The 24918-nt window shown below is 70.2% G+C and carries 21 protein-coding genes and 1 riboswitch; of the genes, 9 read left to right on the top strand and 12 right to left on the bottom strand.

Features of this window, described 5'->3' with window-relative positions:
* Positions 1–301: 301 nt before the first annotated feature.
* Genes pdhA through ABZ194_RS24790 form a run of 3 tightly spaced genes read left to right on the top strand, consistent with a single transcriptional unit; the run spans position 302 to position 3855 of the window.
* On the top strand, positions 302–1393 hold the full coding sequence (gene pdhA, locus ABZ194_RS24800; protein WP_355599401.1) for a pyruvate dehydrogenase (acetyl-transferring) E1 component subunit alpha: 1092 nt from the start codon (positions 302–304) through the stop codon (positions 1391–1393).
* The gene (locus tag ABZ194_RS24795; protein ID WP_355599400.1) at positions 1390–2373 is read left to right on the top strand and encodes an alpha-ketoacid dehydrogenase subunit beta; all 984 of its coding nucleotides are present in this window, start codon (positions 1390–1392) and stop codon (positions 2371–2373) included. The genes pdhA and ABZ194_RS24795 overlap by 4 nt, the downstream gene beginning before the upstream one ends.
* Positions 2374–2388: 15 nt before the next feature.
* Entirely contained in the window at positions 2389–3855 is a 1467-nt protein-coding gene (locus tag ABZ194_RS24790; RefSeq protein WP_355599399.1) for a dihydrolipoamide acetyltransferase family protein, read from the top strand.
* A 224-nt stretch (positions 3856–4079) separates the two neighbouring features.
* Here ABZ194_RS24790 and ABZ194_RS24785 read toward each other — a convergent pair whose 3' ends face one another.
* Complete coding sequence (locus ABZ194_RS24785) at positions 4080–4403, bottom strand: hypothetical protein (RefSeq protein ID WP_355599398.1); 324 nt, start codon at positions 4401–4403, stop codon at positions 4080–4082.
* Between the two features lie 267 nt (positions 4404–4670).
* Here ABZ194_RS24785 and ABZ194_RS24780 point away from each other — a divergent pair, with 267 nt between their 5' ends.
* Entirely contained in the window at positions 4671–4964 is a 294-nt protein-coding gene (locus ABZ194_RS24780; RefSeq protein ID WP_355599397.1) for a Dabb family protein, read from the top strand.
* Positions 4965–4992: 28 nt separating this feature from the next.
* Here the strand turns inward: ABZ194_RS24780 and ABZ194_RS24775 are convergent, their stop codons facing one another.
* The 5 genes from ABZ194_RS24775 to ABZ194_RS24755 form a co-directional block, all read right to left on the bottom strand.
* Positions 4993–5217, bottom strand: a complete 225-nt coding sequence (locus ABZ194_RS24775; protein ID WP_355599396.1) for a DUF6458 family protein — start codon at positions 5215–5217, stop codon at positions 4993–4995.
* Positions 5218–5269: 52 nt separating this feature from the next.
* The gene (locus ABZ194_RS24770) at positions 5270–6484 is read right to left on the bottom strand and encodes an adenylosuccinate synthetase (RefSeq protein WP_355599395.1); all 1215 of its coding nucleotides are present in this window, start codon (positions 6482–6484) and stop codon (positions 5270–5272) included.
* 154 nt (positions 6485–6638) lie between these two features.
* Positions 6639–7595, bottom strand: coding sequence for a hypothetical protein (locus ABZ194_RS24765; protein ID WP_355599394.1), 957 nt, complete (start codon positions 7593–7595; stop codon positions 6639–6641).
* 57 nt (positions 7596–7652) lie between these two features.
* A complete protein-coding gene (locus ABZ194_RS24760) occupies positions 7653–8609 on the bottom strand; it encodes a lipopolysaccharide kinase InaA family protein (protein WP_355599393.1) in 957 nt (318 codons plus the stop codon).
* The gene (locus ABZ194_RS24755; protein WP_355599392.1) at positions 8606–9340 is read right to left on the bottom strand and encodes an NUDIX domain-containing protein; all 735 of its coding nucleotides are present in this window, start codon (positions 9338–9340) and stop codon (positions 8606–8608) included. Before ABZ194_RS24755 ends, ABZ194_RS24760 begins: the two co-directional genes overlap by 4 nt.
* Before the next feature lie 415 nt (positions 9341–9755).
* Here ABZ194_RS24755 and ABZ194_RS24750 point away from each other — a divergent pair, with 415 nt between their 5' ends.
* A complete protein-coding gene (locus ABZ194_RS24750; protein ID WP_355599391.1) occupies positions 9756–9980 on the top strand; it encodes a helix-turn-helix transcriptional regulator in 225 nt (74 codons plus the stop codon).
* 79 nt (positions 9981–10059) lie between these two features.
* On the top strand, positions 10060–10797 hold the full coding sequence (locus ABZ194_RS24745) for a DUF4386 domain-containing protein (RefSeq protein WP_355599390.1): 738 nt from the start codon (positions 10060–10062) through the stop codon (positions 10795–10797).
* Positions 10798–10928: 131 nt separating this feature from the next.
* Here ABZ194_RS24745 and ABZ194_RS24740 read toward each other — a convergent pair whose 3' ends face one another.
* Positions 10929–12809 (bottom strand): acyl-CoA dehydrogenase, encoded by a 1881-nt coding sequence (locus ABZ194_RS24740; protein ID WP_355599389.1) that lies wholly within the window; start codon positions 12807–12809, stop codon positions 10929–10931.
* A 209-nt stretch (positions 12810–13018) separates the two neighbouring features.
* Positions 13019–13085: riboswitch (guanidine-III (ykkC-III) riboswitch) on the top strand.
* A gap of 17 nt (positions 13086–13102) precedes the next feature.
* On the opposite strand from ABZ194_RS24740, the gene ABZ194_RS24735 reads away from it, so the two are divergent.
* Positions 13103–13426 (top strand): multidrug efflux SMR transporter, encoded by a 324-nt coding sequence (locus tag ABZ194_RS24735; protein ID WP_355599388.1) that lies wholly within the window; start codon positions 13103–13105, stop codon positions 13424–13426.
* A gap of 157 nt (positions 13427–13583) precedes the next feature.
* Positions 13584–13958, top strand: a complete 375-nt coding sequence (locus ABZ194_RS24730; protein ID WP_355599387.1) for a VOC family protein — start codon at positions 13584–13586, stop codon at positions 13956–13958.
* 104 nt (positions 13959–14062) lie between these two features.
* Here ABZ194_RS24730 and ABZ194_RS24725 read toward each other — a convergent pair whose 3' ends face one another.
* The 3 genes from ABZ194_RS24725 to ABZ194_RS24715 form a co-directional block, all read right to left on the bottom strand.
* Positions 14063–14530, bottom strand: a complete 468-nt coding sequence (locus tag ABZ194_RS24725) for a hypothetical protein (RefSeq protein ID WP_355599386.1) — start codon at positions 14528–14530, stop codon at positions 14063–14065.
* A gap of 30 nt (positions 14531–14560) precedes the next feature.
* Complete coding sequence (locus ABZ194_RS24720) at positions 14561–16645, bottom strand: molybdopterin oxidoreductase family protein (RefSeq protein WP_355599385.1); 2085 nt, start codon at positions 16643–16645, stop codon at positions 14561–14563.
* 138 nt (positions 16646–16783) lie between these two features.
* Positions 16784–18343, bottom strand: coding sequence for a M28 family metallopeptidase (locus ABZ194_RS24715; RefSeq protein ID WP_355599384.1), 1560 nt, complete (start codon positions 18341–18343; stop codon positions 16784–16786).
* An 889-nt stretch (positions 18344–19232) separates the two neighbouring features.
* On the opposite strand from ABZ194_RS24715, the gene ABZ194_RS24710 reads away from it, so the two are divergent.
* On the top strand, positions 19233–21659 hold the full coding sequence (locus tag ABZ194_RS24710) for a lysylphosphatidylglycerol synthase transmembrane domain-containing protein (RefSeq protein ID WP_355599383.1): 2427 nt from the start codon (positions 19233–19235) through the stop codon (positions 21657–21659).
* Between the two features lie 123 nt (positions 21660–21782).
* Here the strand turns inward: ABZ194_RS24710 and ABZ194_RS24705 are convergent, their stop codons facing one another.
* Both ABZ194_RS24705 and ABZ194_RS24700 read right to left on the bottom strand, forming a co-directional pair.
* On the bottom strand, positions 21783–22238 hold the full coding sequence (locus ABZ194_RS24705; RefSeq protein WP_355599382.1) for an aldo/keto reductase: 456 nt from the start codon (positions 22236–22238) through the stop codon (positions 21783–21785).
* On the bottom strand, positions 22235–24313 hold the full coding sequence (locus tag ABZ194_RS24700) for a S9 family peptidase (RefSeq protein ID WP_355599381.1): 2079 nt from the start codon (positions 24311–24313) through the stop codon (positions 22235–22237). The genes ABZ194_RS24705 and ABZ194_RS24700 overlap by 4 nt, the downstream gene beginning before the upstream one ends.
* Positions 24314–24918 lie beyond the last annotated feature (605 nt).

Genomic DNA, 24918 nt, shown 5'->3' with positions numbered 1-24918 from the left:
GGTTGCGGTGGGGACGGTTCGGCGCCTCAAGCGTAACGGGCTCCGTCGGCAGTTCGTCGCATGGTCCCGGCTCTCCTCGTGCGAGGGTGAAAGCCGGTCCGGCGGGAAGGTGACAGGGAATCCGGCGGGTGAGGGAGAGCGAGATGGATGCCGGGGCGGGGCTTGCGCACAGGTATGTGCCCTCTGTCACGATGTCCACAAACGCAGACGAACCACCACCAGTCGGATCGGATGCGCTGCTAACCGGCCGGACAGCGATGGTGAACCCATCACGCCGGCCCCGAGCACACAGGAGTGGCACGTGACAGCCGAGGCCCCTCATGGTGCGGAAGCACCACCGGAGCTCGTCCAGTTGCTGACCCCCGAGGGTGAGCGGGTCGAGCACCCCGACTACGACATCGACCTGACACCGGAGGAGATCCGCGGACTCTACCGGGACCTGGTCCTGGTGCGCCGGGTCGATCTGGAGGCCGTGGCGCTGCAACGCCAGGGCGAGCTGGGCCTGTGGGCCTCCCTGCTCGGTCAGGAGGCCGCGCAGATCGGCTCGGGACGGGCGCTGACCGACGCGGACATGGCCTTCCCGACCTACCGCGAGCACGGCGTGGCCTGGTGCCGGGGGGTGGATCCGGTCAACCTGCTCGGGCTGTTCCGCGGGGTCAACCACGGCGGCTGGGATCCCGCCGAGCACAACTTCCACCTCTACACCATCGTCATCGGCAGCCAGACCCTGCACGCCGTCGGCTACGCCATGGGCATCCAGCGCGACGGCGCCGAGGCCGCCTCGATCGTCTACTTCGGCGACGGCGCCACCTCCCAGGGCGACGTGAACGAGTCGTTCATCTGGGCGTCGGTCTTCAACGCGCCCGTGGTGTTCTTCTGCCAGAACAACCAGTGGGCCATCTCCGAGCCGCTGGAGAAGCAGACCCGCATCCCGCTGTACCGCCGGGCGAGCGGCTTCGGCTTCCCCGGCGTCCGGGTCGACGGCAACGACGTCTTCGCCTGTCTCGCGGTCACCCGAAAGGCGCTGGCCGACGCCAGGGCCGGGCAGGGTCCGATGCTGATCGAGGCGTTCACCTACCGGATGGGCGCGCACACCACCTCCGACGACCCGACCCGCTACCGGGTGGCCGACGAACTGGAGGCGTGGAAGCTCAAGGATCCGATCGAGCGGGTCCGCGCCTACATGTTCAAAAACCAGCTGGCCGACCAGGAGTTCTTCGACACGATCGACGCCGAGGCCGACGAACTGGGCCGTGACGCGCGCAGACGCTGTCTGGCGCTGCCCGATCCCGAGCCGCTCGCCATCTTCGACCACGTCTACGCCGAACCGCACCGGCTGATCGACTCCGAGCGCGCGCAGTTCGCGGCCTATCTGGAGGGGTTCGAGGGATGACGACTCTCACGCTGGCCAAGGCGCTCAACGAGAGCATGCGCAGGGCGATGGAGGACGACCCCAAGGTTCTCGTCATGGGCGAGGACGTGGGCAAGCTCGGCGGCGTGTTCCGGGTCACCGACGGGCTGCAGAAGGACTTCGGCGAACAGCGGGTCATCGACACCCCGCTGGCCGAGTCGGGCATCGTCGGCACGGCCATCGGCCTCGCGCTCCGGGGATACCGTCCCGTCTGCGAGATCCAGTTCGACGGGTTCGTCTTCCCGGCCGCCGACCAGATCATCACCCAGCTCGCCAAGATGCCGCTGCGCTCGCTGGGCAAGTTGCGGCTGCCCGTCGTGGTGCGGATCCCGTTCGGCGGCGGCATCGGCGCGGTGGAGCACCACAGCGAGTCGCCGGAGGCGTACTTCACCCACACCGCCGGTCTGCGCGTCGTGGCCTGCTCCAACCCCGCCGACGGCTACACCATGCTCCAGCAGGCGATCCGCTGTGACGACCCGGTCATCTTCTTCGAGCCCAAGCGGCGTTACTGGGACAAGGCCGACGTCGACACCTCCGCCTTCTCCGAGGGCTGGACCCCCCTCGACGAGGCCAGGGTGGTACGGCGGGGCACCGACGTCACGCTGATCGCCTACGGGCCGATGGTGAAGACCTGCCTGGAGGCCGCGACGGCGGCCGAGGACGACGGCCGATCCCTGGAGGTGGTGGATCTGCGCTCGCTCAACCCGCTGGACGTGGAGCGCGTCGTGGAGTCGGCCGGCAGGACCGGCCGCTGCGTCGTGGTGCACGAGGCCCCGGTCTACAGCGGCTTCGGCGCGGAGATCGCCGCCCGGGTCACCGAGCGGTGCTTCTACAGCCTGGAGGCGCCGGTGCTGCGCGTCGGCGGCCCGTCCACCCCCTACCCGCCCTCCAGGCTGGAGGACCACTACCTGCCCGACCTGGACCGGGTCCTCGACGCCGTCGACCGCGTGTTCGCGTTCTGAGGAGGAGAGGCGACGATGAAGGAGTTCAGGCTCCCCGACGTGGGAGAGGGCCTGACCGAGGCCGAGATCGTCCGGTGGCACGTGAGGCCCGGAGACCCGGTCAAGATCAACCAGATCATCGTGGAGATCGAGACGGCCAAGGCCGTCGTCGAGCTGCCCTGCCCCTTCGAGGGGGTGGTGAGCGCACTGACGGCCGTCGAGGGCGAGACCGTGGAGGTCGGCAGGCCGATCATCTCGGTGGACGACGGCACGGCTCCCGCCCCCGGCGCCCCCTCGGGCGCGCGGGCGGAGGAGGGGCTCACCGAGGTCTCCGCGGACCGGCGGGGCCTGACCGAGGACATGGTGCCGCACCCTCCCGAGCAGGAGCGGCGGCCCGTTCTGGTGGGGTACGGCGTCAAGCCGGGCGCCGCCAAACGCCGCCCCCGCAAACCTGTGGCGGGCGCCTCCGGCCGGGCCGTGAACGGGGACGCGGACAGAGCCGCGGGTGGCGGCGCGGGCGCGGCGGCGTCCTTCGCCACGCTTCCCGTCGCCGGTGAGACCGGGGCCGTCCCCGCCGTGCCCCCGGTCCCCGCCGTGCCCCCGGTCCCCGCCGGTACGGCCGTGCCGGCCGGCCGGGTGATCGCGCCGGCCAAGCCTCCGGTGCGGAAGCTGGCCAGGGAGCTCGGGGTCGACCTGGCCACGCTCACCGGGACCGGCCCGCAGGGGACGATCACCCGGGAGGACGTCCACTCGGCGGTCGGCCTGGCCGGTCGGGCGGGTCCTTCGGCCGTCCCCGCGGCGGTCACGGAGGAACGGATCCCCGTCAAGGGGGTGCGGAAGGCGACCGCGCAGGCGGTGACGGCCTCGGCCTTCACCGCGCCGCACGTCACCGAGTTCCTCCAGGTGGACGTGACCCGGGCGGTGGAGGCGGTCGGGCGGCTCAGGGAGCTTCCCGACTTCGCCGAGGTCAGGGTCACACCGCTGCTCCTGGTCGCGAAGGCGACGCTCGTCGCCGTCCGCCGCCATCCGATGATCAACTCGTCGTGGGACGAGGCCCGCCAGGAGATCGTGGTCAAGTACGGGGTGAACCTGGGCATCGCCGCGGCCACTCCGAGGGGGCTGCTCGTTCCCAACGTCAAGGACGCTCAGACGCTGTCCCTGCCGGAGCTCGCCGGTGCCCTGGGGGCCCTGGCCGAGACCGCCAGGGCGGGCCGTACCCAGCCCGCCGACATGGCCGGGGGCACGATCACGATCACCAATGTGGGGGTGTTCGGGGTGGACGCCGGCACCCCCATCCTCAATCCGGGCGAGTCGGCCATCCTGGCCTTCGGCCAGATCAGGGACATGCCGTGGGTGGTGGACGGGCAGATCGTGCCGCGTAAGGTGTGCACGCTCGCGCTCTCCTTCGACCACCGGATCGTGGACGGTGAGCTCGGCTCGCTCTTCCTCCGCGATCTGGGAGCCATGCTGGAGGACCCCCTCCGGATGCTCGCCTGGAGCTGATCCCGGCCGGAGCCGGCGCGGACACCTGATGAGCCCGCCCCCCGTCACGGGGAGCGGGCTCATCAGGGGCGGACCGGTCCGCTCGACGTCATCTCCGGTGAGGGGCGTTGGAGAGCGGTTCCGGTTTCCGGCCGGTCCGGGCCTTTTCCGGGCCGGCGGAGAAGAAAACGTGATTCCGCCTCGGTTGTGCGCGGTTCTCAGGCGGACGGTCTATTCCGCCCGGTTTACCACCACCAGTTGCCGCCCCAGTCGCCGCCCCAGTTGCTCCAGTTGCTCCACCTCCAGCTCCGCCATCCGCAGCCGTTTCCGCAGCCGCAGGAGCGGCGACATCCGCAGCCGTTTCTGCAGCCGCAGGAGCGGCGACAGCAGCGGCGCCGCCATCCGCAGCCGGCGACGAAGTTCGTGGCCCCGGCGGTCTGGACGGTAGGGGTCGTGGTGTTCGCCACGGATGTGACCATGGCCTCGGCGGGGGCGGCCATCAGGGCTCCGGCGATGAGCCCGGCGCCCATGGTGCTCGCGATGAACGAGGTGGCAGTCTTCGTTTTCATGCGATCCTCCGGTTTCACGAGAGGACGGATTCGCCCTCCTGAGCTCCGAACACCTCAAACATCGCAGAAGACGCAGCTGCCATGACACCGCAAAGCACTTATACTTTGGCAAAGCCGCACAGACGTGTATAAATATGAAATAAATTATCCATATCGGGGCATTTCTGGACGATGGGTTCTTACCATCCTGAATGTCATTCGGCACCCGCTGTCGATTCCTTGACGGCATGGCCGTACCCTGGCGGAGCACCCGAGGAAAGGAAGATCATGTTCCGGCATGTCGTGCTGTTCACCTGGGCGGAAGAGGCCACCGACGAGCAGAGGGCCACGGTCGCCACCGAACTCGGCGGGCTGCCGGGGATCATCCCGGAGATCCGCGCCTACACCATCGGCGCCGACGCGGCCGTGAACCCGGGCAACCACGAGTTCGCGGTCGTCGCCGACTTCGACACCGTCGAGGACTACCTGGCCTACCGCGACCACCCGGCGCACCAGGCCGTGATCGCCGAGCACATCAAGCCCATCCTGGCGTCCCGGGCGGCCGTGCAGTTCGCCTGCTGACCCGCGCCGGCCGGGCGGCGGGCCGCTCCTAGTCCTCCGAGGGATGGTTCTCGCGGTGCATCAGACGGTCGTCCGACGTATGCCCGCTCCTGGCCCCCAGCACGATGCTCAGCACGATCCCGATCGCGCCAACGATCATGAAGATCAGGCCGATGACGTCGATGTGCACATTCTTGCCCAGAACGTCGGGCTCGATGGCGAATCTGAGGATGGCGCCGAGCGTGAGAAAGAAGATGCTGACCCCGACACCCATCAGGTCCTCCGGACGGAAGTAATGATCAGGTAAACAGAACCTACGTGATGGGTCATACCCGTTCCGGCGCGATCACACTACCCAGACGGGTCTTGTCGGCCGAGGTGGGCCCCCACGAGCCCAGGTGGACCGGGACATCGAGGGCGTCGGCCACCGCGGCGGGCCAGTCGTCGACGCCGTCCAGATAGCGGGGGCGGGCCCTCAGCAGCCGTCCGGTCAGCCCCGCCTGCCCGTCGAGGTCGCCCGCCGTCCCCACGGGAAGCTCGCCCATGTCGTAGGAGACGCACATCCGCGACACCGGCACGTCCAGGTGGGTGAGCGCGAGCGCGTCGGCCCCACCGGCCACCGCCAGCGCGTAGCGGTGGGCCACCGCGTCGAAGTGGCCGACCCTGAAGGGCCCCTGCCAGGGCCCCGTCCCGTTGTGGGCCTCGGCCGTCTCCAGCGTCGGATCCTCGGTGACCAGCGGCCCCGGCCCGTGCCGGGTGGTGTAGGAGCGCAGCACGCCCAGCCGTATGGCGGGCACCCCGTCGAGCAGGGCCAGCGCGTTGGCGAAGGTCGTCGTGCTCCAGGTCGTGTAGGGGTGGAAGCCGTGCCACTCGTCGAGCAGCACGCCCTGCGCCCCCTCGAAGACCACCGGCCGCCCGTGCAGCAGGGCGGTCGTGAACGAGGAGTCCACCAGGGTCACCCGCTCGGCGAACGCCCGATAGGCCGCGACGCAGTCGGCCACGGGCGGCCCCGGCACCTTCAGCGTCTCGCGGAGCGCGCGCAGCTTGCGGGCCAGCCGGGCGGGGGTCTCGCAGTCGCCGACGACCGGCGCGAGGCCGGGGTGCTCCAGGGCGTAGGCCATGGTCTCGCCGACGCCCATCCCGCACGACCCGTGCCGGTCGGCGCCCCGCGCAAGCTCCCGCCCCCGTCCCGCCGCCACGTGGTACGGCGTGGCGAGCAGCGCCTCCCGGTCCACGGTGAGCAGCCCGAACGGGTGCGGAACACCCACCTCGCCCAGATGCGCGGCCTCCGCGGCCAGTGCGAGCGGGTCCACGACCACGAACCGGGACAGGTGGGTGGGGACGCCCCGGAACGTCCCCGACCCGAACTGGGCGAACGTGTGGTGCCGCCCGTCGGGCAGGACGACGTTGTGCGCCGCCTGCCCGCCCCCGTTGAACCGGACGACCGCCCCCACCCGCCGTTGGGCGCAGAGCCAGTCCACGACGGTGCCCTTCCCCGCGTCGCCGTACCCGAGGTCGGTCACGATCACATGCTCACTCACGCGCCCCCACCCACCCCGCCCCACTCCGTCCTCGGCCCTTCTTCCGCGCCCCCTCTTCCCCTTCGGTTCCCCTCCTCGTCTCCGTCCTCCTTCCGGTTCCGGTTGTGGTCCGCCCTCTCCCGGCCCTTCCCCGTCCCGCGGTCCGTCCGCCCGTTCACAGCCGGATCACGCCGCTGTCGCCACCCGTGTCCAGGCCCTCGGTCACCACGAGCGCGCGCCGCTCCAGCCTGGCCAGCGCCTTGCCCACGGCCTCTCCGGAGGCCGAACCGAGCTCGTCGAGGTCGCTGAGCCCCTCGTCCAGGTCGATGGCGTCCTCACCGAGGCCGACGGTGAGCGCGATGGTCTCGCAGACCGCGTCCAGGTCGTCCAGTTCGAGCACGTTCTGGCCGAGCAGTTCGCGCCAGGCGGCCAGCACCTGACCGTCCCCCGCGTGGCCCGCTCCGGCGGGCAGGATGTAGTAGACGTCGTACATCCTGGTCAGCTCGGTGACGATCTCGCCGGTCGGGATGTCCCGCCGAAGGTCGTCGCCGATCACCTGGCGGACCTCGCGGCGCTTGACCTTCGGGTAGGGCAGTTCGTCGCCGATGATGAACAGGTAACCGCGACGTCCCCGCTTCTCGAAGCAGTCGAGCGAGGTGTGCCTGGCCATGAAGTACATGGCCAGCTCGTACGACTCGGTCATCTGGCCGCCGCCCCCGCCCTCCAGCAGGATCTTGCCGAGGTCGTCGTCCATCCGGTTGTCCGACTCGAACTGGCCGATCTGCAGTGGGGCGCGGTCGCAGGTGGCGTCACCGATCGAGCCGAAGAGGATCTGCGGGTCGGTGGCGTAGTCCTTGCGCAGCAGCAGGCCGAGCAGGTCGGGCAACCTGCTCTGGAGCGTGCGGGGCACCCCGCGCATCGAGCCGGTCACGTCGAACAGGACGGCCACGGCCAGGGTGTCGGGGTGCTCGCCGGAGTTACGGCTCTCCCGGGCCGTCACGCCGTGCGGATCGAGGTCGCGGTGCACGGTGCGCGCGCCGCTGTCGCTGTAGGCGAAGGCGCTGGCGCCGCTGGCCGCGCGGTAGCTCGCGGCGGCGGCGTAGACGTCGGTGGACCAGATTCCGCTTCCCATGGGGGATCTCCCGGTTTCAGAGGTGCAGGGTTTCAGAGGTGCGGGGGGGGGAGGGGTTCAGAGGTGGAGGGGGCGATACCTCCGGGGCCCGTAGAGGTCGTCGAGCAGGTCGTCGAGCTCGCCGAGCAGTCGCCAGGCGTCCCGGGGCGGGCCGATCAGACTGCCCCGGAGAAAGCGGCGGATCGCCGTGGGCACCCGCTCGCCCATCAGGGCGGCGACGCACCGGGTGGCGAGGTGGATGTCGGTGGCCTCGGTCGCCGGCCGGCGGGCCGGGACCTCGGGAGGGTAGTCGTCCCGGTGCCGGGCCACGAGGACGGTCAGCGGGCTGCCGAGCGGGACGGACTGGCTCCAGTCGATGAGCACCAGACCGTGGTCGATCGGGTGCACCAGCACGTGGTGGCCGAAGACCGCGCCGTGCACGACCCCCGCCCGGTGGGCCGCCCCGAGCGCGACCAGCAGCCGTCGCCAGATCCACGCCGCGTCCCTCGGGTCGAGCACCGTCCGGCGCTCGGCGATCTCCGTCAGGCTCACGAACCCGTCCGGCACCCGGCTGATCACGTTGGCCTGCCGCTCGACCCCGCCCGAGCGGTACCGGAACGACTCGGCCAGCCGGGGCACGTACGGCAGCAGCAGCGGATCGCCGTCCCGCTCGATCCCGCTGAGCGCGTCCGCCTCGCGCCGCATGAGGTCGTTGTCGGCGTGGCTCCGCGCCACCTTGAGCAGCGCGTCGGCGCCGCTCTCGTACAGCACGGCGGTGGCGCCCCGCCGGAACACCTTTCCGACCCGGAGGGTCCCCCGGCCGGTGGTGATCACCGCCTCGGCGTCTCCGCCGTGCGCCGCCCAGAGGCGGACCAGCTTGGCGAAGCATTCGGCGGCCTCCGCCCCCGGCACGAGGTCGGGGTGGAGCAGCCGGGCCAGCCGCCGGTACGCCCGCCTCGGCGAGTCCCCGCCGAACAGGTCCTCCGGGGTGCGGGCGGCGGACACCAGCGCGATCGCCTCGGCCGTGGTGATCACCGCACCTCCTCCTCCCTGGCCGGGCGGAGCAGCGCGGGGTGGAGGAGACGGGCGTCTCCGGCCCGGTAGAGCTTCGCGCGGGGGCCCCCGCGAGGCCCGCCGCTCTCGGTGGTCTCCCCGGTGCCCTCCACGAAGCCGGGCACCGACAGAACCTTGCGGTGGAAGTTGCCCGCGTGCAGCGGCACGCCCCACACCGTCTCGTAGACACCGCGCAGCTCGGAGATCGTGAACGTCTCGCCCACGAAGGTGGTGGCCAGCGGGGTGTACTCCAGTTTGCTCCGCGCCCGCTCCAGCCCGTCTCCGAGGATCCGCCCGTGGTCGAACGCGAGCTCGGGGACCCGGTCGGCCCGGTGCCAGGCCGCGTCCGCCGCGTCCGAACCCGCCCGGGGGTCGGGCAGGCCGGGGGCGAAGGCCAGGTAGGAGACCGACACGATCCGCATCCGGGGGTCCCGTTCGGGCGCCCCGTAGCTGGCGAGCTGCTCGATGTGCACCCGGGGGGTCAGCCCTGTCTCCTCGGCCAGCTCCCGCGCCGCCGCCTCGGGCAGGTCCTCACCCGGCTGGATGAACCCTCCGGGCAGCGCCCACCGCCCCGCCTGGGGCTGCCGGCCCCGTTCCACCAGCAGCACGCGTAACGCGCCCTCCCGGATGGTCAGCGCGACCACGTCGACCGTCACGGCGACCGGCGGGAAATCGCGCGGGTCGTACCCGGCCAGGAACTCGGACTCGTCCATCCCACGTCCTTCTCATAGTAAGACAATCTCATTATGAGAGTAACTTGACCCAAACGTCAACACCGATATCCCGTCCCCCCCTCACCCGCCGAAGGCGAGGGCGAGGGACGCGGGGATGGGGGCTGTCCCTGTACGGCCGTGGCCGTACGGGGACGGGCCGGCGGTCAGGCCGTGATGACGTCGGTTCGCCGCGGGCGCCACGGCGCCGGTACGGCGGGCGCCGACACCCCCCCGATCGAGAGCCGGAGCCGGGCCGCGACCGGGGGAATGTTAAGGATGCTTGACATCATGTCTGCCCTGCTTTACGTTCAGTGGTGTTAAGTTTGCTTTACATGGGAGCGGCCGTGTCCATCGGAGAGAAGCGCGCGCGTGGATCTATCGTGAAGATCGTCACGTGCCGCGGGGGCCTCTGACGATGGGAAGGCCCACCAAGGTCACCAACTCGATCCGATCCCTCCGTTTCGCGCACGGGGAGATGACCCAGGCGGACCTGGCGGACCGCATCGGCGTGACCCGCCAGACCGTCATCGCCATCGAGCAGGGCCGCTACTCACCGTCGCCGGAGATGGCCTTCACGATCGCCCGGGTGTTCAGGGTGCCGCTGGACGACGTCTTCCAGTACCCCGGCGCCGAGGAGTAGCCGCCGACGACATCGCACGGCGTGCGGGGGAGACCGCCTCGCGGCCTCCATTCGCCATACCCGAAATCAGGGAGAAACCATGAGCTCACCCCAGGCACCCCAGCCGCCTCGGGCACCCCGGCGCCTCGCCAGGATCGCCGGACTCCTCTATCTGGTCGTCGCCGTCCTCGGGGGCTTCGCGCAGTTCTACTCGCGCGAGAAGGTCTACGTGCCCGGCGACGCCACCGCCACCGCGCGAAACGTCGTGGCGCACGCCGGCCTGGTCCGCGCGGGCTTCGTGGCCGACCTCGTGCAAGCGGTGTTCTTCCTGCTGGTGGCCATGACCCTGTTCCTGCTCCTCGAACACGTGAACAGGAACGCGGGCCGTGTGATGGTGATCTTCGTGGCGATCGCCGTGGCCATCACCTGCCTCAACCTGGTTCATCAGTTCGCGGCGCTCCTCGTCGCCACCGACCCCTCCTTCGCGGGAGCCTTCGGCGCGCGGGGGGCCGACGCGCTGGTGCTGCTCATGTTCGACCTCCAGCACCACGGCTACCTCATCGCACAGATCTTCTTCGGCCTGTGGCTGCTGCCGCTGGGATACCTCGTCCACACCTCGCGCATGTTCCCCCGCGCGCTCGGGGTCCTTCTCGCCGCCGGAGGCGGCGGCTATCTCGTGGACACGTTCACGCGGTTCCCGGCCCCGGAGCTGGGGGCGACTCTGAGCCCGTTCGCCATCGCGCCGGCCGCGGTCGCGGAGGTGGCCCTGCTTTTCTGGCTGCTCCTGAGAGGTGTGAAAGCCTCACCGCGGGGTGGGCAGGTCCCCGTCGCGGCCTGAGCGGCGATCGTATGGCTCCCCGGGAGGAACGTCCCGGGCCCGGACGAGGCGCCCGGCCGGGCGGCGAGATCGTCACCACCGTGTGAGAGGGCGCCCGGACCGGCAGGGCCGCCGGTCCGGACGGGCCGGGGTCAGAAGGCGTCTTCGGGCAGGTCCATCAGACTCTGGTCGGTGGCCTCCAGCACCCGGCGCTCGGCCGCGATCCGGGGCAGCACGGTCTGCGCGAAGAAGGACGCCGCCCCCACCTTGCCGGTGTAGAACGCCCGATCCCTGCCGGTCCCCGTCCCGGAGCCGGCGGCGCCGGCGGTGGCGCCGGCGGTGGCGGGGGTCAGGGTGTCGAGGGCCTCCAGCGCGACCTCGGCCTGGCGCAGCAGCAGCCAGCCGATCACCACGTCGCCCAGCGCCAGCAGGAACCGGGTGGTGTTCAGCCCCACCCGATACACCTCCCGCGGGGTCTGCAGCGAGGTGAGCGCCCAGCCGCCCATCGCGTCGGCCATCGCCTTGACCTCGCCGGCCGCCTCGGCCAGCAGCGCCCGCTCCTGCTTCAGCCGCCCGTTGCCCGCCGTCGAGGCCGCGAAGCCCGCCACCTGCTCGTGCAGCACGCCCAGCGCCGCCCCGCCGTCCCGCAGCACCTTGCGGAAGAACAGGTCCAGCCCCTGGATCGCGGTCGTCCCCTCGTACAGCGAGTCGATCTTCGCGTCTCGCAGATACTGCTCGATCGGGTAGTCCTGCAGATATCCCGACCCGCCCAGCGTCTGCAGCGAGCGCGCCAGCATCTCGTAGGACCGCTCCGAGCCCACCCCCTTGACCAGGGGCAGCAGCAGATCGTTCATCGCCTCGGCCCGCTCGTCGCGCCGCCCGGCGGACCGGGCGATCTGCACCGCGTCCTGCCAGGTCGCGGTGAACAGCACCAGCGCACGCATCCCCTCGGCGTACGCCTTCTGCAGCATCAGCTCCCGGCGCACGTCCGGATGGGCGGTGATCGCCACCCTCGGCGCGGCCTTGTCGGCCATCCGGGTCAGATCCGCGCCCTGCACCCGCTCCTTGGCGTACGCCAGCGCGTTGAGGTATCCGGTCGACAGGGTCGCGATGGCCTTGGTGCCCACCATCATCCGCGCGTGCTCGATGATCATGAACATCTGCTTGATGCCCTCGTGCACCCCGCCCACCAGGGTGCCCACAGCCGGTCCGTCCGGCCCGCCGAAGGTCAGCTCACACGTGGTGGACACCTTCAGCCCCATCTTGTGCTCCAGGCCGGTGACGCGCACCCCGTTGCGCTCTCCCAGCGCCCCGGACTCCAGGTCCACGTGGTACTTGGGCACCAGGAACATCGACAGGCCCTTGGTGCCGGGCCTGGCGCCCTCGGGGCGGGCCAGCACCAGGTGGAAGATGTTGTCGGCCAGGTCGTGCTCGGCGCTGGTGATGAACCGCTTGACCCCCTCGATGTGCCAGGTGCCGTCCGGCTGCTCCACCGCCCTGGTGCGGCCGGCCCCCACATCCGAGCCCGCGTCCGGCTCGGTCAGCACCATGGTCGCCCCCCACTGCCCCCCGATCGCCAGCTCGGCGAACCGCCTCTGCTCGGAGGTGCCGATCAGGTGCAGTACGTAGGCGAACGCGGGACCGCTGGCGTACATCCAGATCGCCGGGTTGGCGCCCAGCACCAGCTCGGCCAGCGCCCAGTTCACGCTCGGCGGCAGGCCGGGCCCGCCCAGTTCGGCCGGTAGGCCCAGGTTGGTCCAGCCCGCGTCCCGGTAGGCGGCGAACGACTTCTTGAACCCCTCCGGCAGGGTCACGGTGTGGGTGGCGGCGTCGAAGGTCGGCGGGATGCGGTCGCCCTCGGCGAAGGAGTCGGCCAGCACCCCGGTGGCCAGCCGGTTGACCTCCTCCAGGACGCTGCGGACCACGTCCTCGTCGAAGTCGGTGAACGGGCCGGTGCCCAGGATGTCGCGGCGGTCGAAGACCTCGAAGAGGTTGAACTCCAGGTCGCGGAGGTTGCTCCTGTAGTGGCCCATGGACTCTGCTCCTTGAAACCGGGGGAACCGGAACTTTTCATACTCGCCAGTAACCTTACCTCTGATGCTACCCGCCAGTAACCCCTAAAAACCGCTCCGATGGGACGTTCGTCGCGGTGATCTCCCGATGGATCGCCCGGTGGGTCGCCCGCGTGACCGGTGGTTCACCCTCCGGCGGGAATCAAAGTGATTTTTGCTATGTTTTCTCCCTAGAGCCCTCAAAAGAGCCGCTCCCGGACGAGACGCGCCGTACCCGGTCGGAAAAGACGACGCTCCTGTCAGGGGGAGCCGTCATGGCCTGGATGATCATCGTCGTCGCCGGACTGTTCGAGGTCGCGATGGCCTATTCGCTCAAGATGAGCGACGGGTTCTCCGTTCTCCTGCCGAGCGTCGGGTTCGCCGTCTTCGCCGTGCTCAGCTTCGGCCTGCTCGCGTTGGCGCTGAAGAGCCTGGAGGTCGGCACGGCCTACGCCGTCTGGACCGGCATCGGCGCCGTCGGGACCGCGTCCCTGGGCATGCTCGTCCTGGGTGACGACGTGTCATTCCTCAAAATCGCCTCGATCGCCCTCATCCTCGCCGGCGTCGTCGGCCTCAACCTCGCCGGGGGCGGCCACTGACCGGAGGGACCCCCGATGGGACCGGAACCGCGGGCTTCCGGGCGGGGCCGGGCCGGCCGGCGGCCTCGCCGGGGGTGCGGATCGATCCGGTGCCGCCGGTGGGCGACGGGAAATAACCGGCTTGACGCTTTAGATGGTGTCGCGATTGGGTGGACCCATGATTGACGTTCAGTGCGTGACCTTCGACTGCGCCCGGCCGTACGAGCTGGCGACCTTCTGGAGCCGGGCCACCGGCGGCGAGATCCACCCCGAGACCGGAAAGGACGACGACGAGGTCCTGCTCCCCGGCACGCCGGATCTGCTGTTCATCAGGGTCCCCGAGGGCAAGTCGGCCAAGAACCGCGTCCATCTGGACGTCACCGGCGCCGGCGGCACCACCCGTGACCAGGAGGTCGAGCGGCTGCTCGGGGTCGGCGCCACGATCCACGACGACCGGCGCACCCCCGAGGGAAGCGGCTGGGTGACCATGCTCGACCCGGAGGGCAACGAGTTCTGCGTCTGCCGGGCCGGCTACGAGAGGACGCCGGGGTGACGTCCCACCGATGAGAGGGCGGGGCGCGCGTCCCCGCCCTACGGCCGGAGACCCGAACAGGGGCGGCGCGGAGACGGTCCCGTGGTGCGGGGCGGAGGCCCGCTCTAGGGGCGGTAGGGCAGAGAGGGGCGCCCCCGGCCCCTCAGCGTCAGCGCCAGGAGCGCGGTGATCAGATACACCGTCACCCCGCCCTGGAGCGCGTCCAGCGCGGCGCCGAACACGCCCTGGTCGTCGATGACGAGCTGCACCGGATACATGAGCGCGGCGGCGCCGAGCGCCGGGTAGAGGGAGAAACGCCAGGGGCGGCGGAGCGCCCAGAGCCGGGCCTGCCGCGTCACCCGGTCCCCGGTGTTGGGCCTGCCGACCGAGCCGACGGCCGCGATCAGCGCGAACAACCCGATGCCGAGTGTCAGCGCCCAGGTCAGGTCCCCCCTGCCCGGCAGGATCACCCCCAGGCCGAAGCCGGCGGCGGCGGCCGCCCCCCCGGTCACCGCGGCGGCCTTCCACGGCGCCCCGCGCAGGGCGGCACCCGCCAGGGACATCTCGTCACGTCGAGTCAGTTCGTCGTTCATGACATCAGCCTGCCCTCCCGACCCCCCTCCTCACATCGGGGAGGAACCCTGATTTCGACCCTTGCTTTCGTCACAGAACGCGCGAGGTCCGCCGAGGCCGGCCGTACCGGAGGCGGGAGCGACCTCGACCAGGTTGTCGTGGTAGACCGCGCCCCGGCCCATGTCGGCGTCACGCTCCTCCACCACGGCGTTCACCGTCGCGCCCCCGGCGCTCAGCTTGCGCCAGTGCCCCTTGGTGGAGGCCACGACGCCGGGCCGTACCCGGTCGCTGATCTCCGCCACGGCCTCGAACTCGCCGTGATCGTTGAACACCCGGGCCCGCCCCCCGTCGCCCAGCCCCCGCCGCGCGGCGTCCTCGGGGTTGATCAGGATTCGCGGCCCCTTGGAGCGCCGCAGCAGCTCGGGGTTGTTGCCGAAGGTGGTGTTGAGGAACGTGTGGGCGGCGGGGGTGATCAGCGCCAGCGGATACGGCCCGCTCCCTGCGGAGGCCGTGCGCGGCGGGACGTAGGCGGGCCCGGTCCCGAACTCCAGCCGGCCCGAGGGCGTCGGGAAGCCGTCGGCGAAGGGCACGAACGGCCGCGGCACGTTGAGCCGCACCCAGCCCTCCTTACGGAGCCGGTCCACCGTGACGCCCTCCAGCGACGGATGCCCCGAGGCGAGCAGCTGCTCGGCCAGCTCCAGGTCGGAGTCGTACAACGACGGCTCGGTCAGCCCCATGTGCCGGGCCAGGCGGCGGAACGTCTCCGTGGTGGACAGGCACTCGCCCGGCGGCTCGACCGCGGGCTCGTTCCACATCAGATACATGTGCCCGTAGCCCGCGTGCAGGTCGACGTGCTCGATCTGCATGGTCGCCGGCAGCACGATGTCGGCGTAGTCCACCGTGTCGGTCGGGAACTGCTCCATCACCACGGTGAACAGGTCCTCGCGCAGCAGCCTCTCGCGGACGCGGTTCTGGTCGGCGGTGGAGCCCATCGGGTTGGCCGCGTACACCCACAGGCACTTCACCGACTCGTCCAGCCCTTCGGCCAGCCGGGTCATCGTGAGCTGCCGGACCGGCTCGGCGAGCAGGTCGTCGCGGGTGTCGATGTTCAGGTGGATGTGACCGCTGGTGGAGTAGGCGATCCCGCCGCCCGGGTGGCGCCAGTCGCCCGTCACCCCGGGGATGGCGGCGATCGCGCGCAGCGCGGCACCGCCGCCCGCGTGCCGCTGGATGCCCATCGTGGCGCGGATGCCGGTCGGGCGGGTGCGGGCCAGCCGTACGCCCAGGGCCCGGATGTCCCGCTCGGGCAGGCCGGTGATCTTCGCCGCCAGCTCCGGGGGGCAGCGCAGGATCTCCGCGCGGAAGTCCGCCCAGCCGCTCGTGTGCCGGTCGAGGTAGTCGCGGTCCTCCATGCCCTCGGACAGGACCACGTTCATCAGGCCGAGGGCCAGGGCCGCGTCGGTGCCGGGCCGGATCGGCAGGTGCTCGTCGGCCTGCTCGGCGGTTCGGGTGCGGATCGGGTCGATCGCCACCACGTACGCCCCGGCGGCGCGGGCGTCCTGGATGAACTTCCACAGGTGGTGGCCGCTGGTCAGCGTGTTGGTGCCCCAGAGCAGGATCAGCCGAGACAGGGCGAACGTCTCCGGATCCATCCCGCCGGGCGTGCCGTTGACGTGCCGCAGCCCGACGTTTCCCGCGGTGGAGCAGATGTTCAGAAAATGCTTGGAGGCGCCCAGGACGTTCCAGAACCGCCGGCCCGCGATCCCCTCGGACCCCTGAACGTAGCCCAGCGTGCCGGTGCCCAGGTACGGCCAGATCGCCTGGCCGCCGTGCTCCTCGACGATGCCGCGCAGCCGTACGGAGATCTCCTCCAGGGCCTCGTCCCAGCTGATCGGCTCGAACCTGCCGGACCCCTTGGGGCCGGCCCGCCGCATCGGGCGCAGGATGCGGTCCGCGGCCCGGGTGTGCTCCAGATAGCGGTTGACCTTCACACAGAGCGCGCCGCGGGTGTACGGGTGGTCGGGGTTGCCGCGCATCTTGACCGCCTGGCCGTCCCGGACGGTCACCACCCACGAGCAGGTGTCCGGGCAGTCCAGCGGACAGGCCCCCAGAATCTGCAGTTCGCCCAGTGCCATGCCCCGACCTTATCCGGGCGTGGCGTTCTCCGGCCGGGCGCGGGGCTCGCGAGAGGAGGGCGGGGGAGGGACATGGGAGAGGGGGTGCGGCCTGTCCGGCCGCACCCCCTCGACCTCAACGCGTCGGGGACGCCGGTGTCACCTCTCGACCCCGGCGTGGTCGTGGTCGTTTCCGAGACCGCCGCCGCCGGTTCCCGGCCGGCTGGAGCCGGGGGTCCCGCCGCCGGGCAGGTCGTCGCTGTAGGCGTAGACGAACGCCGCCGTCGCGATCGCGCCGGTGTTCACCGCCAGCGCGCGGTCGCTGATGTTCTCGACGGTGTCGCAGGCCTGGTGGTAGCACCTGTCGTACGGCGCCCCGGCCTCGCCGCCGAACGTGGCGGCCTGCGCGGCGGTCTTGATGCCCTCGGCGCCGGTGAACAGGCCACCCGCGGGGATGCCCGACGCGATGAAGGGACCGTAGTCGGAGCGGCCGGTGAAGTCGGTGCCGATGTGGGGCTGGCCGATCGCCCTGAAGTACGACTCGAAGAGCTTCTCGATCTTGTCCGATCCGGGGGGACCCGCCGGAGCGCCCGTCCTGTCGGAGTCGTCGCCGTCGTAGATCCCGTAGATGAAGTTCGGCGAGGCGATCATGTCGAAGTTCAGATACAACTTGATCTTGGCCTTCTCCTCGGCGGAGAGGTTGGCCACGTAGTGCTTGGAGCCCAGCAGGCCCAGCTCCTCGGCGCCCCAGAAGGCGAAGCGGAGCTTGTTCCTGGTCGGCAGGGCGCCGGCCCTCAGGGCCGTCTCCAGCACTCCGGCGCTGCCGGAGCCGTTGTCGTTGATGCCGGGTCCGTCGATGACGCTGTCCAGGTGGCCGCCGAGCATGACGACCTTGCCGGGGTCGCCCCAGCGGCTCTCGGCCAGGACGTTGCGCGTCTTGCGGTGCAGGTCGCTCTCGGTGTCGGCGACGAGCGTGACCTTCGACCCGGTGGCGGCCAGCTCGTCGCCGACGGCGAAGGTGGCGCCGACGACGGGGATGTGGGTGGTGGGCGCGCCGATCGTGCCGCTCAGCAGGACCCGGCGGTCGTTGGAGCCCGCCCCCGCCTGGCCCTCGTTGAAGATGATCACGCCGGCGGCGCCGGCCGCCTCGGCGAGCTCGGCCTTCACCTGGAAGTTGCAGGTGCCGCGCTGCACCAGCGCGATGTTGCCCGGCGTGAAGCCCGCGAAGTCGCTCGCCTCACAGCCCGAGGTGGAGCTCGGCGTCGGGCTCGGCGGCAGGACGAGGTCCACCCCCTGCACGGGGGCGGTGACGTTGCCCGAGCCGGAGTACGTCATGGTCTTGAAGTCGGTGTCGAGCACGTACTTCTTGGCGGCGGGCTCGACCCGGTCGAGCGCGGCGTCGGTGACGTTGCGGAAGAACGGGAACTCGAACTCCTGCAGGGTCACGCTGTAGCCCGCCGCACGCAGCCTGCCCGCCACGTAGGCGACCGAGGCCTCGTGCCCCGGGGTTCCCGAGGCGCGGGTGCCACCGCCGGCGTCGGCGATCCGCTGGAGCCTCTCCAGGTGCCGCTTGACGGACGATGTCTTGACGGACTGGCTGAACGTCCTGGCGTCGGGCTCGGGTTCGGCGCCGGCGGGGCCGGCCGAGATGATGGGGAGGGTCATGGCCGAGGCCGCGGTGACAGCGGCCAGTAAACCCTTGTACGCGCGTGCGCGCATGCGAAACTCCTCTAACGAGAGTGGAGCAGGAAATACCCGGCGATCGCGATAAGCGGAACGTAGTATGTCCAATCGCGATCTTTAAAGACCGATCTCACTTTTGTTATCGAGTGGAGTCAAATCAGTGTTCGGGGTGTTCCCCGCGGCCACTTGACGGTCGTGGTGTCGCTGCCGTGAAGGCTCATGGTCATGTGCCGCCGCGCGCCTGGACGGCCCACGGCCGCCCGAGGCGTTCCCCGCCGTCTCCCGGGCACGAGCGGTCGCCGGAGGCGGCTGGGGTCAGGTGCGGTGAAACCGGGGCTGTGGCGAGTGAGCTGCGGCACATGATGATCACCTTTCCAGGTCAACGCTCACTGCGGCTATCATCACCGCAGGTCAGCTGGTCAATTCTCAACCTCGGATAGGTACGCGATGTTCGCCGGATTGATCTTGTCTGCGCTGACACCCCCGGCGAATCGGACGTTCGACATCCTCTCCGGCGACGGTGCCGACACCGCCGGGAGACCGGCCGCCGACGTGCCGGCGCCGCCACGGCACCGGATCCCTTTCTCCGCCGTGTCCGGACGCCGGACCGCCGGTCTCCCGCTCCACGTTCGTCGCGCCCGGCGTTGCGATCTCCGCGCGTCAACACATGATCACTTGGTCCGCCGCGCCGGAGGCGACATTCTCCACGATCCGCGTACGGCGCCGCGCACCGCCGACGTATTCGCCGGTCACGGCGCCGTCCGGCATCATCGGATGCCCTCTTTTTCGATCTCGGCGGCCAGGATGGGAGCTATGTGATCAAGGCCCTCAGAGGGTCGGAGAGATAGGTATGACGTCGATTGTGGGCACTGAACGAGAAGATCAGTGACGCACTTGTAATGCGGAACGTGCAGAATCGCAGGCGGTGACGGAAATCAGGGAACGTGACAGAGCGTCGTCCGTCGACGGTGTGGAGCCGTCGACGGACGGTGGTTCCGTCGTGCTCGTCATCGAGCCGCTGCTCCCGCAGCGCATCCGCCGCCCGTCCGACCTGCTGCGCTTCCTGGCCACCCTGATCGGGCTCGTGGCCGTGGTGCTGCTCGCCCTGGTGGCGAAGAAGACGCTCAACGGCCTCGAAGGCGACGTCATCGACGGGACGAACCGGGCGCCGTTCCTGCTCAGCGGTCTGGTCGGCGTGCTGAGCGGCGCGGCCATGCTCGGAGTCCCCGCCGCCTACGCCATCGAGCGGGTGCTCCACCGCGACGGCCTGAGGGTCGCCGAGGGCCTCTTCGCGGCGATCGCCGGCATGGTGCTCTCCTTCACCCTCGGCGAGTGGATCCTCAAGGCCGGCCCGGAGGACCTGCAGGTCCTGCTGACCGGGGGCAGGAGCGGAGTCGAACCGCTCAACACCCTGCTCACCTCGGTCATCGCCTACGTCACCGCGGCACGGATATCCCGCCGCCCCACCTGGCGCGCCGCCCTGTGGAGCGCGGTCGCGCTCAACGCGGCCGCCCTCTTCGCCGCCACCGCGGCCACCATCCTCGGCATCGTCGTCTCGATCCTGGTCGGCCTGGCCGTCGGCTACGCCACGCTGTACGGCCTGGGCAGCCCCAACACCCGGCCGCCCGGCAGCGCGGTCATCGCCACCCTCACCAAGCTGGGCTTCGCCTCGGTCAAGGCGCACAGGCTGGACGACGACCACCAGAGCAGCCGGAGGTACGCCGTCGGGCTCAGGGACGGCAGCCGCCTCGACGTCACCGTCCTCGACCGCGACCGCCAGGTCGCCGGGCTGCTCTACCGGCTCTGGCGGCGGATCCGGCTCAACACCGAGACCCGCCGCCGGGCCATCCGCTCCCTCCGCGCCGAGCTGGAGCGCGAGGCCCTGATGGCGTACGCCGCGCAGGCCGCCGGGGCCAGCACACCCCGGCTCGTCGGCACCAGTGAGATCGGCACCGAGGCGGCGCTGCTCGCCTACGAGCACATCGACACCCGCCCGCTCGACGAGATCCCCGACGACGAGATCGACGACAACCTGCTCGCCCAGATCTGGGAACAGGTTCTGCTCCTGCAGGTCCAGCGGCTCGCCCACCGGCGGCTGACCGGTGACAGCATCCACGTCGACCGTGAGGGCCGGGTCGTCCTCATGGACGCCCGCAGCGGCGAGATCGCCGCCGGCGACCTCCTGCTCCGACTTGACATCGCCCAGCTGCTCACCTACCTCAGCCTGCGCGTCGGCGCCGACCGTTCCGTCGCCGCGGCAGCCGCCGTCGCCGGACCGAACACGCTGGCCGGCGCGCTCCCGCTGCTCCAGCGGATCGCGCTCACCCGCGAGACCAGGGCCGCCCTCAGCAAGGACAAGGAGCTGCTGACCGCGATCCGCGAGCGGATCGTCGAACTCGAACCCAAGGTCGAGACCGAGGAGGTCCGGCTGGAGCGCTTCCGCCCCCGGACCCTCATCACCATCATCGCCAGCGCCTTCGCCGCCTACTTCCTGGTCTACTACCTCACGCAGATCAACCTGAACATGATCACCTCTGCCAAGTGGGGCTGGACCGGGGTGGCGCTGGTCGCCGCGGCGCTGAGCTATGTCGCCGCCGCGCTGATGCTCAGGGGCTTCGTGCCGGAGAGGCTCCCGCTGGGCCGTACGGTGCTCGTCCAGTTCGCCGGGTCGTTCGTGAAGCTGGTCGCCCCCGCCGCGGTGAGCGGCGTCGCCATCAACAGCCGCTACCTGCAGAAACGCGGCATCCCGCCCGGTCAGGCCGTGGCCAGCGTGGGCGCCTCCCAGCTCATCGGCCTGGCCTCGCACATCTCGCTGCTCCTGCTGTTCGCCTACATCACCGGCTCCAGCGCGGCCACGTCCTTCACCCCGTCGCGCACCCTGGTGTTCGCCCTGCTGGCCGTGGCCATGGTGGTGCTGTTCATCCTGAGCGTTCCCCGCCTGCGCCGGGTGCTCACCGGGCGGCTCCGCTCACTGTTCTCCGGTGTCATCCCCCGGCTGCTGGACGTGCTCCAGTCGCCCCGGAAGATCATTGAGGGCTTCACCGGCACCCTGCTGCTGACCATTTTCTTCGTGGTCTGCCTGGACGCCTCCGTCCGCGCCTTCGGCGGATCACTCAACTTCGCCACCGTCGCCATCGTCTTCCTCGCCGGCAACGCCATCGGCTCGGCGGCGCCCACCCCCGGCGGCCTCGGCGCCGTCGAGGCGTCCCTCTCCGTCGGCCTGACCCTCTCCGGCCTGCCCGGAGAGGTCGCGACCTCGGCCGTGCTGCTGTTCCGGCTGCTCACCTTCTGGCTGCCGGTGCTCCCCGGCTGGGCCTCGTTCACCTACCTGCAGCGACACGAGGCCCTCTGACGCCCCTGAGATCCCGCCCGGCGCGTCCCCGTCCGGCCTCTCCTGGACAGTCCCGCCCCGCCCTCTTACGGGCTCCACCCGGCGTCCTCGGGATCTCTCGCCGAGGGGCGGAACCCCTGAGGATCACGCCTCGTCGGCCTCGGTCCAGAGGTTGAGACCCGCCTCGACCGCGTCCCTGTCGATCGCCTCCAGCTCCTCGGCCCCGAACGACAGGTTGCGCACCGCGCCGAGGCTGTTCTCCAACTGCCGGACGCTGCTCGCGCCGATCAGCACCGAGGTGACCCGGCTGTCGCGCAGCGCCCACGCCAGCGCCATCTGCGCGAGAGACTGGCCGCGACTCCCGGCGATCTCGTTGAGCGTGCGGACATGCCGCATCGTCTCCGCGGTCAGCATCTCCGGGGTGAGGAAGTGCCCCACCGAGGCCCGCCTGAGGATGGCCCGCTGGATCTCGAAGGGCTTGTCGTCGCCGAAGTTGTGCCAGAGCCCCAGCGAGACCGCGGGCAGCTTGAGGCCGCTCCTGCCGACCCTGTTGTAGGGCTGACGCCCGTCGTATCTGTCGTCCGCCGCGACGTAGGTCATCGGTTCACCGTGACCGTGTCGAGAATCCAGGAGAGGACGAGCGCCTCCTCACGCCAGGAGTCGTATCTCCCGCTGCGACCGCCGTGCCCGGCGCCCATCTCCGTCTTGAGCAGGAACGGTCCGCCGCGCGCGGTGTCGCGGAGCTTGGCGATCCACTTGGCGGGCTCGTGGTAGAAGACCCGGGTGTCGTTGAGACTGGTGATCGCCAGGATCGGCGGGTAGGTCCGGTCGTCCACGTTCTCGTAGGGCGAGTACGACTTCATGTACGCGTACACGTCCGCGTTGTGCAGCGGATCGCCCCACTCGTCCCACTCGATGACGGTCAGCGGCAGCGACGGGTCGAGGATCGTGTTCAGTGCGTCCACGAACGGCACCTCGGCGACCACGCCGGTGAAGGTCTCCGGTGCGAGGTTGGCGACCGCCCCCATGAGCAGCCCGCCGGCCGAGCCACCCCTGGCGATGATCGAGCTCGACCAGTTCGCCGCCCTCAGGTGCTCGGCCGCGGCGACGAAGTCGGTGAAGGTGTTCTTCTTCTTCTGGAACTTGCCGTCCTCGTACCAGCGGCGGCCCATCTCGCCGCCTCCCCTGATGTGCGCGATGGCGAAGACGAAGCCCCGGTCCAGCAGGCTGAGCCTGGCCACCGAGAACGACGGGTCGATCGAGATCTCGTAGCTGCCGTAGCCGTACAGCAGGGTCGGCGCCGGCCGCTCCGTGCCCTTCCTGACCACGATCGAGATGGGGACACGAGTACCGTCCGAGGCGGTGGCCCACTCGCGGAACTGCTGGTAGTCGTCCGGGTCGTAACCGCCCAGCACGGCCTTCCGCTTCAGCAGGATCAGCTCCCGGGTCCGCAGGTCGTAGTCGTAGACCGAGGGCGGGGTGACCATGCTGGTGTAGCCGAGGCGGAGCCGCTCGGTGACGAACTCCGGATTACCGGCCGGCGCGACGTCGTAGATCGGCTCCGGAAACGATATCTCGTACGGCTCGGCGCCGCCCGCGTCCCCGGACCCCTCCGGCAGGACGCGGATGCCGGTGAGGCCGTCCCGGCGGAAGTGCACGACCGTGTGGCTCTGGAAGGCGTCGACGTCGAGCAGCCGGGTGTCCGCGCGATGCTCGATCAGCGGGGTCCATTCACCGGGGGCGTCGAGCGGCGCGGTGGCCAGCTCGAAGTTCTCCGCGTTCCGGTTGTGCAGGATCAGGAAGTGATCTCCGGCGTGGTCGATGCCGTACTCGACCCCGGCCTCCCTGGGCCGGACGACGCGGAACTCGCCCGCCGGGTCGTCGGCCTCCAGGATGCGGACCTCGCTAGTGATCTTGCTGCCCGCCGAGAGCACGAGATAGCGCTCGCTCCGGCTCAGGCCGACGCCGATCCAGAACCGCTCGTCGGTCTCCTCGTGGACGAGCACGTCGTTCTCGGCCGGGGTGCCGATCGTGTGCCGGTGGATCCGGTTGGGCCGCCAGGCGTCGTCGACGGTCGTGTAGAAGAACGTGGTGCCGTCGGCCGACCAGGCTCCGCCGTAGAAGATGCCCGGAATCTCGTCGCCGAGGAGCTCTCCGGTGCCGAGGTCCTTCACCTTCAGGGTGAAGCGCTCGTCGCCGGTGAAGTTGACGGAGTAGGCCAGCAGGGTTCCGTCGGGGCTGACCGAACTGGTGCCGATGGAGAAGAAGTCGCTCTCCCCGGCCAGTTCGTTGCCGTCGAGCAGGATCCGCTCGCCGGGGAGCGGCTCGCCGGCCTTCAGCTCCGGAGGGGTCTCCCCGTCGGCCGCCACCCGGCACTGGATGCCGTACTGCTTGCCCTCCTCGGTGCGGGAGTAGTACCACCAGCCGTTCTTCCGGACGGGGACCGAGAGGTCGGTCTCCAGGGTGCGTCCCTTGATCTCCTGGAAGATCGTCTCCTGGAGGGTTTTGAGATGGGCGGTCGCCTGCTGCGTGTAGGCGTTCTCCGCCTCAAGGTAGGCGACCGTCTCGGGGTCGTCCTTGACGGTCAGCCACGCGTAGTCGTCGACCACGGTGTCCCCGTGGTGCACGCGCTCGCTGGGAACCTTCTTCGCCGTAGGCGGTGTCTGGCTGCTCACCCCGCCGAGTCTATGTTTTCCATGGCCTCCGGCCCGGATTTCGGGTACGGGCTTTGCCGTTCGGTCCCGAGCGGCCTGCTGGGGCTGCTAATGTTCTGACGTCGGCGATGTTCGGCGCAAACCACCCCCTCACTCCGGTGACTTAGGTGTGGCTTGTCCCGTGTCTGTCGACGATTCCCTCAGACCAATGGTTTTGGAGATCGGTTCGCAGAGCCGCTCAGAGGCTGGTAAGTTTGAGGGGTTGCCCTGGGAACAGGGCAGCCTGAATTCCCGTAAGACTCGCTTGATCGAATCAAATGGATCCGAATGGATCCGAATGGATCGGTTTGACTCGGGAAGGCGGGCCTGAAAGAATAAAGGCACAACGAAGCGAACGAAACGCCCTGGGAGCTCCGGCCGGTTGGCTGGGTGACCGGTGAACGCGTCCGTTTCTTGAGAACTCAACAGTGTGTTAAAAGCCAGTGCATGATGCACAACCCCGCCCCTGTCCGCGCTCTTCGCGGGCGTGCAGGGGGAGGGATTCCTTTGGTTGACGCACCCGGTCCTGTGTGGACGGGTGTTTTCAGCCGGGGTGAACTTTTTCAGACATTGTTTGGAGAGTTTGA

This window comes from Streptosporangium sp. NPDC006007, from assembly GCF_040614315.1.
Lineage (GTDB): Bacteria > Actinomycetota > Actinomycetes > Streptosporangiales > Streptosporangiaceae > Streptosporangium.
Note: the sequence above shows the minus strand (reverse complement) of the source record. Positions and strands in the feature narration are given on the sequence as shown.

Coding starts and splice junctions, on each gene's coding strand:
- ABZ194_RS24795 (WP_355599400.1), top strand. CDS start 1,390: ATGACGACTCTCACGCTGGCCAAGGCGCTCAACGAGAGCATGCGCAGG.
- ABZ194_RS24790 (WP_355599399.1), top strand. CDS start 2,389: ATGAAGGAGTTCAGGCTCCCCGACGTGGGAGAGGGCCTGACCGAGGCC.
- ABZ194_RS24785 (WP_355599398.1), bottom strand. CDS start 4,403: ATGAAAACGAAGACTGCCACCTCGTTCATCGCGAGCACCATGGGCGCC.
- ABZ194_RS24780 (WP_355599397.1), top strand. CDS start 4,671: ATGTTCCGGCATGTCGTGCTGTTCACCTGGGCGGAAGAGGCCACCGAC.
- ABZ194_RS24775 (WP_355599396.1), bottom strand. CDS start 5,217: ATGGGTGTCGGGGTCAGCATCTTCTTTCTCACGCTCGGCGCCATCCTC.
- ABZ194_RS24765 (WP_355599394.1), bottom strand. CDS start 7,595: ATGGGAAGCGGAATCTGGTCCACCGACGTCTACGCCGCCGCCGCGAGC.
- ABZ194_RS24755 (WP_355599392.1), bottom strand. CDS start 9,340: ATGGACGAGTCCGAGTTCCTGGCCGGGTACGACCCGCGCGATTTCCCG.
- ABZ194_RS24750 (WP_355599391.1), top strand. CDS start 9,756: ATGGGAAGGCCCACCAAGGTCACCAACTCGATCCGATCCCTCCGTTTC.
- ABZ194_RS24745 (WP_355599390.1), top strand. CDS start 10,060: ATGAGCTCACCCCAGGCACCCCAGCCGCCTCGGGCACCCCGGCGCCTC.
- ABZ194_RS24740 (WP_355599389.1), bottom strand. CDS start 12,809: ATGGGCCACTACAGGAGCAACCTCCGCGACCTGGAGTTCAACCTCTTC.
- ABZ194_RS24735 (WP_355599388.1), top strand. CDS start 13,103: ATGGCCTGGATGATCATCGTCGTCGCCGGACTGTTCGAGGTCGCGATG.
- ABZ194_RS24730 (WP_355599387.1), top strand. CDS start 13,584: ATGATTGACGTTCAGTGCGTGACCTTCGACTGCGCCCGGCCGTACGAG.
- ABZ194_RS24725 (WP_355599386.1), bottom strand. CDS start 14,530: ATGAACGACGAACTGACTCGACGTGACGAGATGTCCCTGGCGGGTGCC.
- ABZ194_RS24720 (WP_355599385.1), bottom strand. CDS start 16,645: ATGGCACTGGGCGAACTGCAGATTCTGGGGGCCTGTCCGCTGGACTGC.
- ABZ194_RS24715 (WP_355599384.1), bottom strand. CDS start 18,343: ATGCGCGCACGCGCGTACAAGGGTTTACTGGCCGCTGTCACCGCGGCC.
- ABZ194_RS24705 (WP_355599382.1), bottom strand. CDS start 22,238: ATGACCTACGTCGCGGCGGACGACAGATACGACGGGCGTCAGCCCTAC.